General features: G+C 60.7%; 11 protein-coding genes. 3 read left to right on the top strand and 8 right to left on the bottom strand.

Annotation, left to right across the window (positions count from 1 at the left end):
- Nucleotides 1-16 precede the first annotated feature (16 nt).
- Entirely contained in the window at nt 17-1,471 is a 1,455-nt protein-coding gene (locus CLU80_RS24565; RefSeq protein ID WP_099758628.1) for a flavin-containing monooxygenase, read from the bottom strand.
- Between the two features lie 177 nt (nt 1,472-1,648).
- Here CLU80_RS24565 and CLU80_RS24570 point away from each other — a divergent pair, with 177 nt between their 5' ends.
- The 3 genes from CLU80_RS24570 to CLU80_RS24585 all read left to right on the top strand — a co-directional run bounded on the left by CLU80_RS24570 (nt 1,649) and on the right by CLU80_RS24585 (nt 4,880).
- Nucleotides 1,649-2,722, top strand: coding sequence for a diguanylate cyclase (locus CLU80_RS24570; RefSeq protein WP_099758629.1), 1,074 nt, complete (start codon nt 1,649-1,651; stop codon nt 2,720-2,722).
- 214 nt (nt 2,723-2,936) lie between these two features.
- Nucleotides 2,937-4,175, top strand: coding sequence for a M20/M25/M40 family metallo-hydrolase (locus CLU80_RS24580; RefSeq protein WP_093439048.1), 1,239 nt, complete (start codon nt 2,937-2,939; stop codon nt 4,173-4,175).
- A 402-nt stretch (nt 4,176-4,577) separates the two neighbouring features.
- On the top strand, nt 4,578-4,880 hold the full coding sequence (locus tag CLU80_RS24585; protein WP_034152534.1) for a hypothetical protein: 303 nt from the start codon (nt 4,578-4,580) through the stop codon (nt 4,878-4,880).
- Nucleotides 4,881-5,013: 133 nt separating this feature from the next.
- On the opposite strand, the gene CLU80_RS24590 is transcribed toward CLU80_RS24585, so the two are convergent.
- The 7 genes from CLU80_RS24590 to CLU80_RS24620 all read right to left on the bottom strand — a co-directional run bounded on the left by CLU80_RS24590 (nt 5,014) and on the right by CLU80_RS24620 (nt 12,421).
- Nucleotides 5,014-5,883 (bottom strand): oxaloacetate decarboxylase, encoded by an 870-nt coding sequence (locus CLU80_RS24590; protein ID WP_007919546.1) that lies wholly within the window; start codon nt 5,881-5,883, stop codon nt 5,014-5,016.
- 167 nt (nt 5,884-6,050) lie between these two features.
- The gene (gene astA / locus CLU80_RS24595; RefSeq protein WP_095047516.1) at nt 6,051-7,085 is read right to left on the bottom strand and encodes an arginine N-succinyltransferase; all 1,035 of its coding nucleotides are present in this window, start codon (nt 7,083-7,085) and stop codon (nt 6,051-6,053) included.
- A gap of 61 nt (nt 7,086-7,146) precedes the next feature.
- Complete coding sequence (locus tag CLU80_RS24600; protein ID WP_099758630.1) at nt 7,147-8,163, bottom strand: arginine N-succinyltransferase; 1,017 nt, start codon at nt 8,161-8,163, stop codon at nt 7,147-7,149.
- A gap of 118 nt (nt 8,164-8,281) precedes the next feature.
- Entirely contained in the window at nt 8,282-9,631 is a 1,350-nt protein-coding gene (locus CLU80_RS24605) for an APC family permease (RefSeq protein WP_099758631.1), read from the bottom strand.
- Nucleotides 9,632-9,712: 81 nt separating this feature from the next.
- Nucleotides 9,713-10,465, bottom strand: a complete 753-nt coding sequence (locus tag CLU80_RS24610) for an N-formylglutamate amidohydrolase (RefSeq protein WP_099758632.1) — start codon at nt 10,463-10,465, stop codon at nt 9,713-9,715.
- Nucleotides 10,449-11,780 (bottom strand): type I glutamate--ammonia ligase, encoded by a 1,332-nt coding sequence (locus CLU80_RS24615; protein ID WP_099758633.1) that lies wholly within the window; start codon nt 11,778-11,780, stop codon nt 10,449-10,451. The genes CLU80_RS24610 and CLU80_RS24615 overlap by 17 nt, the downstream gene beginning before the upstream one ends.
- Complete coding sequence (locus CLU80_RS24620; RefSeq protein WP_095047512.1) at nt 11,777-12,421, bottom strand: cysteine hydrolase family protein; 645 nt, start codon at nt 12,419-12,421, stop codon at nt 11,777-11,779. Before CLU80_RS24620 ends, CLU80_RS24615 begins: the two co-directional genes overlap by 4 nt.
- Nucleotide 12,422: the final 1 nt, after the last annotated feature.

Here is a 12,422-nt window from a genome sequence, read left to right on the forward strand (position 1 = left end):
TCTTCCTTTTACGTGTTCAGGACAGAATGTGGTCGGCCGGTTTCAGCGCTCGGGTCAAGCGGTGATAGCTGAAACTGAAGCCGGGAAACATCGCGATCACATGACCGCTCTTGCTTTGATACCAACTGTGGCAGCCGCCGGACTTCCAGACCGTGCGCTCCATCTCCCGATGAATCATCTCAGTGTAGGTACGTTCCGCTTCGGGGCGCACTTCGATGCTGCGCAGACCCTTCGCCTGCACGGTGCGAATGCAGTCAAGGATGTAGTTCATCTGCGATTCGATGATGAACAGCGCCGAGGTGTGCCCAATGCCGGTGTTCGGGCCGGTGACGATAAACAGGTTGGGGAAGTCCGGCAGGCTGGTGCCCAGATACGCGCGCGGGTATTGCGCCCAGACCTCTCTGAGTTGCACGGCGTTTTTTCCGCTGACCGGGTAGGAAATCACCCCGTCGGTGGCGTCGTAACCGGTCGACCAGACGATCAGATCAACATCGATGTGCTGACCGTCCTCGGTGTTGATCCCGGTTTCATCGATGGACGCAATGCCTTGCTCGCGGGTATGCAAGGTGACGTTGGCGCGACTCAGCGCCGGGTAATAGGTGCTGGACACCAGCACCCGTTTGCAGCCGATGGTGAAGTCCGGGGTGAGTTTTTCTTGCAGCGCCGGGTCTGGCACCTGGCGTTTGAGAAAGCGCAGGGCGTGCTGCTGGACCATGTGAATCGCCGCTTTCGAGTATTTGAACGCGATGACGCGGGTTTCGAATTGCCAGTAAATCAGCCAGCGCAACAGTTTGTAGGCGGGTTTCAGGCCGAGTAGCCAGCGTTGCAGCGGCCCGAACTGCCGATCGGCGCGGGGCAGCACCCAATGCGGCGTGCGCTGAAACACGTGCAATTGCTCGACCTGCGGCGCAATCGCCGGAATCACCTGCACCGCACTGGCACCGCTGCCGACGATGGCCACGCGTTTACCGCGGTAGTCGTAGCTGTGATCCCAGTTGTTCGTATGAAAAGTCTTGCCTTTAAAGCGATCCTGGCCAGGAAAGTGTGGGATGACCGGTTGGCTCAATGGTCCGGTGGCATTGATCAGGAACTGCGCATAAAAGGTGCCTTTGCTTCCGGTGTGTACGGCCCAACGTTTTTCCGTGTCGTCCCATTCGACGCGCTCGACATTGGCCTCCAGCTCCACGCGCTCACGCAAACCGAACTGCTCGATGACATGCTCGGTGTAGCGCTGCAGTTCGGCCTGTCCGGCGAACATCTGCGACCAGCGGTACGGCGCGAACGACAGCGAATACAGCGGCGACGGCACGTCCACCGCCGCGCCGGGGTAGGTGTTCTGGCACCAGGTGCCGCCAAAGAAGTCCCGTCGCTCCAGCAGGCGAAAATCGTCGATCCCGGCCTTGAGCAGGTTGACCGCAGCACATTGACCGCCAAAACCGCTGCCGATGATCAACACGTGATAGGTGTGCATGGGTCTCCTTCTTATAGTTTTTTTTCCATTTTGCTCCTTTCATGTATAGCCAAATATTTGCCCTGTGTGCGGTCCTGATGTCGCGCTATTCAGCCCGCTGGCCGGTGATGGCTATTTAACGTCGCCCTGTTAGACTTCCAGCACATCCGTCCTGCGGTGTGCGTGATCGAGGTCCTTATGGGAAATACCGGAGGAAAGGGACTTTCATTGGCCAGGAGGCTTTATACGTCGCGCATGCTCGGGTTGATTCTGGGGCTCGTGTGCGTGAGCGTGTCGATGTACTCGCTCGATCCGCCGCTGTGGGTCTGGGCACTGATGTTCTTCAACGGCCTGGTCTGGCCGCATCTGGCGTTTCAATGGGCGCGCCGCGCCCGGGTTCCTTACCACGCTGAACACCGCAATCTGTTGATTGACGCTTTTTTCGGCGGCTTTTGGCTTGCCGCCATGCATTTCAATCCGCTGCCCACTGCCACGACCATTTCGATGATGGCAATGAACAACGTCGCAATCGGTGGTTCACGTTTTCTATTGGCAGGCTCTGCGGCGCAGCTGCTCGGGGTCGGCGTCGGGCTGGTGGTGTTTGCTCCGGCATTCATTCCGCAAACTACGCCTGCACAAATGTACGCCTGTTTCCCGTTACTGCTGCTGTACCCCTTGGCGCTGGGCTGGATCTGCTTTCGTCAGGCCTACACGCTTGGCTTGCATAAACGCGAATTGCTCGCCTTGAGCCGCACCGACAGCCTGACCGGGTTGCTCAATCATGGCGCCTGGAAGGATCAACTGGAGATCGCTTTTCAGCGCTGCAAGCGGCAGAAGCAGGGTGCGGCGATTGCGCTGATCGACATCGATCACTTCAAGGCGATCAACGACACCTACGGCCATGTCGCGGGCGACATCGTGTTGCGCCAGTTGAGCAAGTTACTTAAACAAAACCTGCGGGCGACTGACGTTGCCGGGCGTTACGGCGGTGATGAGTTCTGCGTGATTTTGCCGGATCTGCCGCTGTTCAACGCCGCGCAGGCGATGGAAGCGTTGCGTGAGCGCTTCGCGATTCTGGGTTATGAGCAGAATCCGGCGTTGAAGGTCAGCTTGAGCATCGGCCTGGCGGCGTACGATCCGGCGCATGCCGACGCAACACGCTGGCTCAATGATGCCGATCAGGCGTTGTACGAGGCCAAGGCCAGCGGGCGTAACCGGGTGATCTGCAATTGCGATGACAAGTCCCGGCAGACGTTACTGGATTCGGTTTGACCGCTACACCGTAGATCCCCTGTGGGAGCGAGCTTGCTCGCGAAGGCGTCCTGCCAGGCTGTATCAATGTTGACTGATCCACCGCTTTCGCGAGCAAGCTCGCTCCCACAGGGGTTGTGTGTTGTCGGTTAGATCAGTGTCGCATTCGGTGTAGAGCCTCGCGCCGATGTCGGGTACGGTTAAATCCCCCCCGACGCGAAACAAGGATCGCTTCATGACGTGCTCATTTTCTCGCTCCCTGCTGGCCGCTAGCCTCGGCCTGTCTCTCGCCTTCTCGGCTGCCCACGCCTTTGCCGAACCGCACAAACAAGTGCTCGCCGATGCCGAGCAGTACCAGCCAGAAGCACTGAAACTGCTGGAGCGGCTGGTCAATATCGACTCCGGCTCAGGTTATGAACCCGGCCTCAAGCAAGTCAGCGACATCGCCATCGATGAGCTGAAAAAACTCGGCGCCACCATCGAACTGGTGCCCAATACGCCGGAAAAATCCAACCATGTACTGGCGACGCTGAAAGGCACCGGCAAGGCGAAAATCCTCCTGATGGCGCACATGGACACGGTGTTCAAGGAAGGTTCGGCGGCCGAGCGGCCGTTCCACATCAAGGACGGCCGCGCTTACGGGCCGGGGGTGATGGATGACAAGGGCGGCATCGTCGCCGGGATCTATGCACTGAAAGTCCTGAAAAACCTCGACTTCAAGGACTATGCGCAAATCACCTTCCTGCTTGATGCCAGCGAGGAAACCGGCTCGGACGTCGCCACCGATCTGATCAAGAAAACCGCCAAACAGCACGACGTGACCCTCAACCTTGAGCCGGGCCGCCCGGCCGATGGCCTGGTGGTGTGGCGCAAGGGCAGCGCGACGGCGCTGGTCGAGGTCAAGGGTAAAGCCGCACACGCCGGCGTCGCCCCGGAACTGGGGCGCAACGCCGCGATGGAAGCGGCGCACCAGATTCTTCAGTTGGGCAAACTCGGCGATGAGGCGAAGAAGACCACCATCAACTTCACCGTGCTCAAGGCCGGCGACCGCACCAACGTGATTCCCGATCAAGCCACTGCCAAGGCCGACGTGCGCGCGGCGGTGCCGGAGGAGTTTGACCGGATCGAAAAGGATCTGGCGCGGGTGTCGCAGGACAAGTTGATTGCTGAGACGGAAGTGAAGACTTCATTGCAACGCGGCTTGCCCCCGATGCCGCAAACGCCTGAGTCGGATCGCCTGATGGCGATGGCTCAAGGGATTTATGGCGAGATTGGTCGCAAGTTGACCGAGGAGGGCAGTGGCGGCGCGGCGGATGCGAGTTTGTCTGCCGGGGTTGGCACGCCGACGCTGGATGGTTTCGGGATTGTCGGCGGCAATATCCACACGCCGGAGGAATACGCCGAAGTGGCGAGCGTGGCGCCGCGGATTTATCTGTTGTCGCGGATGATTATGGAGTTGGCCAAACCGCGGTGAGTGGGTTTGTGGTGTGACTGATGCGGGTGGGGTGTCAGGTGCATTTGCCCTCACCCTAACCCTCTCCCAGAGGGAGAGGGGACTGACCGTGTTGTTTGTGGTCCATGTGGCAACCGGCAGATCAAGTTGAATTCAAACTTGCATTCAACGCGATCTCTCACGTCGGCGTAGATCCCGAGCATCCCCCAATCAGTTTCCTCTCCCTCTGGGAGAGGGCTAGGGTGAGGGGCTTTTGTGGGAAAAGTGGAAGTCGCGAACGGCGTACAAAAAATACCGAAAAGTCCGACAGAAGCGCTCATTGCGGCCGTTGAGCGCGGCTCTTATAGTCTCGGCTCGCAGAAAAATCTGCGACGATCTTGGCCGGTCGAATACAGCACCTGACCCCTATTTGGAGTGAACTCTATGACCGACCAAGTAATGCCCCGCTTCCTCCCCATCGACACCTACGACGCCGAATCCCCGGTGCTTTTCCTTAACACCCACTCAGAACTCAGCGACATGGCCGCCTGTGCGATGCACCGGTTTGTGGTCGTGCGCGATCTGGCCGACACCTTTGCCAGTCTCAACCTCAAGGGCATTTCCGATTGTGATCTGACGCGGGTGACCAGCGCGGTGCATCTGTTGATGCGCGAGGGCTGTGCGATTCTGAATGTGATTCAGGCGCGGGCGGTGCAGCGGGAAGAGGCTTACAAGACGCCGGTTTAGCGGTGTAGCGGCGGACGTCTTCGCGAGCAGGCTCGCTCCCACATTTGATCGGTGTCGAACACGAATGTTGTGTTCAACCAAGATCCACTGTGGGAGCGAGCCTGCTCGCGAAAGGGCCGGTGAAGCGTGCGCATCACTCCTTGACGCTCATGTATTCCTTGGCCCAGAGAATGTATTCCTCCGGCTGTGTATAGGTGTGCGTCAACTCGGTCGCGCTCAGGTCGGAGGCCTGGGTGAAGATCTGCCGCTGTTCACGCAAGCTGTCATACGTCGCTTTGATCGCCGCAAAGTAAGCGCCATGCCCATCGATGGTCACGCGTACACCGAGTTCGGCCAGACGTTTGTCGTCGCGCAGCGCCGGGTTGCCGTAGGTGACCAGCATCAGCGGTACGGTCAGGTGTTCGGCGATTTGCTCAAGCTGATCGAAATCCTGAATGCCGACCATGCAGATGCCGTCAGCCCCGGCAGCCTGGTACTGGCGAGTGCGGCTGATGATTTCCTGGTTCGGCAAAATACCGGCGTTGGTACGGGCGATGATCGCCATTTCCGTATCAACCCGGGCTTCCAGCGCCGCGCGGATCTTGCCGACGCCTTCGGCAACGGTAATCAGGTCGGTGGATTTTCGGCCGAATTGTGCCGGCAGCAAGGTGTCTTCGATGGTCAGGGCGGCGACGCCGGCGCGTTCCAGTTCGACGATGGTGCGCATCACGTTGAGGGCGTTGCCGTAGCCGTGGTCGGCGTCGGCGATCACCGGTAATTGGGCGACGCGGCCGATGCGGGTGGCCTGTTCGGCGAACTCGCTGAGGGTGATCAGGGCAAAGTCCGGGGCACCGAGCACCTGCAACGAGGCCACGGAACCACCGAGGATGCCCACTTCAAAACCCAGGTCAGCAGCGATGCGCGCGGACATCGGATCGAACACCGACGCGGTGTGGTAGCAGGTGTCGGAGGCCAGCAGTTGACGGAAGTTACGGCGCAAATCTTGATGGGAAAGCCGGGTCATACGAGTTCCACCAATACAAAGGAATGGAAAGGCTTGAACAAAGGTGTCAACGCCGAAGAATGAAAAGGCTATCACGCGAATGGGTCAAGGATCATGACGAATTTGCAAGGGACAGGTTGTCGCTGACCCTTTTGCTGAAAGGATTTACCTTTTTGCGGTGGTGACCGTCAGGCCGCCACCGCCTGTTGCTGTTGATTGGGCAGCATCACCGCGCGTACCGAATTGCCCGGTTGCAGTTGCAGGCGCTTGGCGGTGAGGCGGTCGATCACCAAGCTGCTGCCGACCCGGCGGGCGCGAGCGACGGTGATGCGGCAGTTCTCCAGGCGGCGGTTGTGAATCAGCCACAGCGGCGCCTGTTCGTCGGGGCTGCCGAGGCTCAGGGCCAGCTCGACGCTCTCGCGCACGGTGCGGATATTGCGCACTGGCGCTTCGATCACCGGGCCGCCATCGAAGATGTCGATGTAGCCTTTGTGGGTGAAACCTTCGGCCTGGAGGATTTTCAGCGCCGGCTCGGTATTCGGGTGCGCCTGGCCGATCGCGGCCTGGGCCTGTTCGGTGAGCAGGCAGGTGTACAGCGGCTGGCGCGGCATCAGTTCGGCGATGAACGATTTGTTGCCCAGCCCGGACAAGTGGTCGGCATGGCTGAAGTCCATTTGAAAGAAATGCCGACCCAGGCTGTCCCAGAAAGGCGAACAACCGTGTTCATCGGCACTGCCGCGCAGTTCGGCAATCATCTTCTCGCCGAACAGGTGCGGGAACTCGGCAACGAACAGCAAACGCCCCAGCGACAACAAGCGGCCATTGCTGCCGTGGCGCTGATCATGGCCGAGAAACAGCGAGCACAGCTCCGATTGGCCGGTGAGTTCGTTGTTGAGAAACAGTGTCGGGATCTGCCGTTGAATGCCCAGGTCCGGCGCCGAACTGACGGTCAGCCCGACCCGATAGTTGTACCACGGCTCACGCAGGCCGACCGCCCCGGCCAGAGCGCTGACGCCGACCACGCGCATGTCGTCGTCTTCGAGCACAAACAGATAGTCTGCGTCGGCTCGTTCCACTTGTTCGGCGAACGCCCGTTGCGCCCAACGGACCCGGTGGGACAGGCGATCTTCGTTGGCCGGCAGGGTGGTGAACCCCGGGCCGGCCTGTTGCACCAGCGCCATCAAGGCTGGCAGGTCGCTGACTTTGACCGGGCGGACAATCATGCTGGAACTCCTTCTGCGCGCCTGTTCGGGCACTGTCGTTGACTGCGCAACCGGGCGGGTTTCACAGGGCAATCAGCCGGATCGGGCTGCCATCGGTCACGTTCAGCGCCGCACACATTGCAGGGGTGAGGGACAACGGTTGATCGGGTTGGTAATCGAGTTCGGCCATGATCGATCGGAAGCCGTGCAGCGCGTCGTTGCTCAGCAGATAACGACCGCGGGCATCGATTTGGGGTTTTTGCTGCACCGTTGCCGTCTGGCTGCGGGCGATCGAACGAATGTTGCTGGTGCGCGCATACAGGGTCGGGCCGGCGTCGAACAAGTCGATGTAGCTGTTGGTTTCGAAGCCTTCACGCTCGAGGATGTCGAACGCTTCCTGGCCATCCGGGTGGATGCGCCCGATGCAGTCCTGCGCGGCTTGCGGCAGCATCGGCACGTAGATCGGATATTGCGGCATCAGTTCGGCGAGAAACGTGCGGCTCTGCAGCCCGCACAGGCGTTCGGCTTCCGCGTAGGGCAGGTCGAAGAAGTGTTTGCCCAGCGCATCCCAGAACGGCGAATGACCTTGCTCGTCGCTGTAGCCTACCAGTTCAGTAATCACCGCCTCGGCAAAGCGCCGCGTGTGAGCGGCGATGAACAACAGGCGCGCCCGTGACAACAATTCGGAAAACGGCGTACGCACCAGTTCGGCATTAATGTGAAAACCACGCAGCAATGTGTGGCCGCTGAGGTCATGGCACAGCGACAGCGCCGGTACGCCGTGTTCAATGTTCAGTTCGCGGGATGCACTGGTGAAATGGCGATTGCGCAGGCTGTAGAACGGCTCGTCGAAGCCCGCCGTCGCGAGAATCTCCGAGCAGCCAACCAGACGCTGGTCGTCCAGGTCTTCCAGCACAAAGAAGTAATTCTCCGGGCCGTGGGCCGCCGCTGCGCTAGCGAACGATGCACATGACGCGGCGATTTTTGCGCGCAGGCGCTCGCTGTCGTCCGGCAGGGAGGTCACGCCCACCAGACTGTCGCGGGCCAATTGTTGTAGCTGGGGCAGGTCAGTCTGTTCGACTGGGCGTAAGACCAGCATGGATGTACTCCTGTATCAAAAGGTTCGGCGATGTCGCCAAACCTGACTATCACTGTCGGTGTCCACGCGATAAATCGGCGGTCGCCTGATTTGTTGTCAGACGCCGCTCTTTTTCTTGTCAGCCGTTGCTCGGGTCAGGCAGCGCAGTACTGGCGCCGAGTTTATTCAGGAAGAACAGATACACCAGGCCCAGGGCAATCCAGATCAGGCCGAGCTTCTGCGCATCGACGCCCATGTTGTACATGATGGCCGCGACGATGATGAAGCCGATGACCGGGCAGATCAGGTGACGCACCACCTGGCCGGACTTCTGCCGACGCCAGTAGTAGTTGATCACTGTCAGGTGCAGCAGCATGAAGCCACTGAGCGCGCCGAAGTTGACCAGCGAGGTCAGGGTGTCGACCGAGTTGATGAACAGGTAGCAGATCACCAGCGACAGCACCGCCACCAGATAAATGCTCAGGTACGGCGTGTTGTGTTTCGGGTGCACCTTGGCCAGCACTTTCGGCAACTTGCCGTCGCGGGCCATGCCGAACAGCAGGCGCGAGACAGCGGCTTGCGAGGTGATCGCTACAGCCACGCCCCAGGCCAGCGCCGTCGCTACAGCGGTCAGGGTCGCCAGCCAGCTGCCGGCAGCGATTTCGGCGATTTCATAGAACGCAGTGTCAGCGGATTTGAAGCCCATGCCTGCCGCCAGGTCGGTGGCGATCCAGGTTTGTGCAACGAAAATCACCCCCATGACTACCAGCGTGATCAGCGCCGCTTTACCGACGCTCTTGCCCGGATCGCCCTTGATTTCTTCAGCGAGTGTCGAGATCGCATCGAAGCCAAGGAACGACAGCACCGCAATCGACACCGCTTGCATCAGCAGGGCGAAGTTAAAGGTTTCCGCGTGATACAGCGGCGCCAGGGTCAGCTCGCCGTTACCGCCAACGTTGTGCAGGGCATTCCAGGCGTAGAACAGGAAGATCCCCAGCACCACCAGTTGCGCGAGCAGGAAGATGATGTTCATCCGTGCGGTGAAGGTGATGCCGCGCAGGTTGACGAAGGTCGCGCTGACCAGAAACGCCAGAATAAAGCCGACTTTCGGAATGTCCGGGTACAAATGGTTGAGGGCCATCGCCGCGTAGACATAGAGCAGCGGCGGGATCAGCAGGTAATCGAGCAGCATCAGCCAACCGGCGATAAAGCCTACATGCTGATTGAGGCCACGCTGCGCGTAGGAATAGACCGAACCGGCAATCGGAAAAGCCTTGGCCATGCTGCCGTAACTCAGCGCGGTGAACAGCATCGCCACCATGCCGATGATGTACGCCAGCGGCACCATCCCCGGTGCCTCGGCGTTGACGTAGCCATACACACCGAACGGGGCGATGGGGATCATGAAGATCATCCCGTATACCACCAGGTCGGTCAGCGTCAGGCTACGTTTCAACTCTTGCTTGTAGCCGAATTCTTCAATTTCCATGAAGCGCAACTCCTTGTCAGCCAGTCGGTCGTTTTAGTTGTTATCGATCCATCGTTTACAGCGTCAGCAGTCTTTCATTCATTACAGCAAAGGCGCGAGGTATCCGGCCCAGCGCGATACGGCTTCGGGGCTGCGCAGCAAATCGTTGCGCACCTCGATCAGCACCGAGTCGAGGCCACGGGCATCGCCGTGCACCGGCACGGTCATGTCGCCCAGCGGATCGATCTTGTACGGCTGATTACCGGCCACTTTCAGCGGGAGTTCGCCGAGGCCGTCGAGCAGGCGTTGCGCGTAGGCCTTGGCCTGACCGAACAGCACGCCGGCCTCCAGCGGTCGCGGCTGGCCGTAAAACACCGGGGTGAAACTGTGAATCCCCACTACACGCACCGCTTGACCTTGGGCAACACGTTCGTCGATCAACGTTTGCAAGCGCGTGTGAAACGGTTTGAACAAGGTCTGGCGGCGGTATTCGCGGGTGGCTTCGTCCAGCTCGCGGTTACCCGGCACCTGATAGATTTCGCTCTGCGCCGGAATACTGTCCGGGGCGTGGCGTGGCCGGTTCAGATCGATCAGCAGGCGTGAATAATTGGCGCTCAACAGGGTTGCGCCGAGCCTTTCCGATAACTGTTCGGCGAGTTGCAGCGCTCCAATGTCCCAGGCGATGTGTTCAGCGGCGGCGGCCTCGTCCAGGCCCAGGTTGTTCAGGGCCTCGGGGATGTAGCGGCTGGCGTGCTCGCATACCAGAATCAACGGGTGCGTCGAGTCGGCGCGGCTCAGGTTGTAGGCCGGTCGGGTGTACAACCCCAGCTCGGCGGATTCAGTACAGGCGTGCATAGTGCTCACACAAGTCAGCGGGCGAGAGCTGTTCCGTCAGCGCCAGTTCCTCGGTTTTCAGGGCGTAGTAAGTGTCGAGCAGCGGCTTGGGCAGCCATTCGGTGAAGGCGCCACTGTTGCGCAGGCAATCCAGCGCCTGGGCCAGCGAGGCGGGCAGGGCGACGATGCCCCGGGCCTTGCGTTGCTCGTCGTTGAGTGAATCGGGAATTTCGTTGGTGATGGCGTTCAGCGCCAGACGCTGTTCGATGCCCAGACGTCCGGCGATCAGCAGCGCGGCCATGGCCAGATGCGGCGAGGCGGTGGCGTCCATGGCGCGGAACTCAAGGTTGAACTGCTGGGCCACGGATTTGCCGCCGAGGCTCACGGTCGGGCAGATGCGCAGTGCAGCTTCGCGGTTCTGTTGGCCCAGACAGGCGTAGGACGCGCTCCAGTGATGCGGTTGCAAGCGCTCGTACGACACCGGCGTCGGCGCGGTGAACGCGCAGAGTGCTGGCAAGTAATGCAGGATCCCCGCCGCCCAATGCTGGCCAAGACTCGACAGACCGTTGCTGGTACCGGGGTCATAGAGCATTGGCTGGCCGGCCAGATCGAGCAGGCTGACGTGTAGATGCACGCCGTTGCACACCGCATCCGCCGCAGTTTTCGGCGCGAAGCTCAGGTCGAGGCCCATTTGCCGGGCGATCTCGCGGGTGATCTCGCGCACGTTGACGGCACGATCGGCCGCCGCCACGCCGAGCGTCGGGCGGCAGGTGATTTCGTATTGGTGCTTGCCGTATTCGGGTAGGAACATTTCCGGCTCGACACCGCCGGCGCGCAGGGCGCTGAGCAGCCAGCCGCCGAACTCGGCGCCCTGACGCTGGGCTTCGAGGGAAAATGCCAGATGCTCGGCGAAACCGGCGTGCAGGTTGAATTCGTGTTCGAACGCGGCGTTGACCTGCAAGCCCAGCGCATCGCGATATCGCTCGATTTCATCGCGCAACAGCGTACGCGGGCAGGCGCCCCACGGGCGGCCATCGGTTTCACGGATATCGCCGTGGATGAAATCCAGCGCCGGCGCGTCGGCGTCCGGGCCGTTGCCGACGGTGACGCGGCTGCTCAGATCGGGAATCAGCCGCAAATCGCCATAAGCGCCCCACGGATTGGTTGAAGCAATGATGTCCTGCGGCGTCAACGCGCTGTTGGCCGGCACCCAGCCGCAGCCGGCGGCTTGATAGTGCTCCAGCTCATCAGTGGGAAACGAGCGGCCGCGGGTGATGCCGATCAGGTCGGTGGTGACCAACGTGGTCATCGGCAGCGGCGTCAGGCGCGTGCTCATGGCTGCATCTCCTGCAGGCGGGCGAGCACGGTGTCGGTGTCGGTGATCCAGCAGTAACCCTTGATCGCATTCAGGCAGGCGTGATGGCGTTCGGCGCTGTAGGTGGCGCAGGCATCTTCCACCAGGGTGACCAGATAGCCACGATCGGCGGCGTCGCGCACGGCCATGTCGACGCACTGATCGGTGACGATGCCAGCGATGATCAAGTGACGGGTTTGCAGGTTGCGCAGCACGTAATCGATGTTGGTCGAGTTGAACACTCCGGACGAGGTCTTTGGCAGGACGATTTCGTTTTCCACCGGGCTCAGGTCTTCAATGATCCGCGCCTGCACGCTGCCTTTGGGCAGGTGCATGTCCGAGAGTTTGTGGTCGAGCGAGCGGTCACGGCCATCAGCCGTAAGGCTTTCGATAATGGTGTGCAGCACGTTCTGCCGCGCCTCGCGAAAGGCACTGAGCAAACGACGTTGGTTGGGCACCACCTGCATGTGTGCACGGGTCAGGAAATACTCGGCGTCAGGCCCGTTGAGGTGCGCGTCGAACTGCGGTTCGAGCCAGGCACGCTGCATGTCCACCAGCAACAGTGCGGTGTGATCGGTGACAAACGGCAAGTCTCGCGGCGAGCGGTGGGGAAGGCTGAACATC

Origin of the sequence: Pseudomonas sp. 29 (assembly GCF_002754355.1) — a bacterium.
Taxonomy (GTDB): Bacteria; Pseudomonadota; Gammaproteobacteria; order Pseudomonadales; family Pseudomonadaceae; genus Aquipseudomonas; species Aquipseudomonas neuropathica.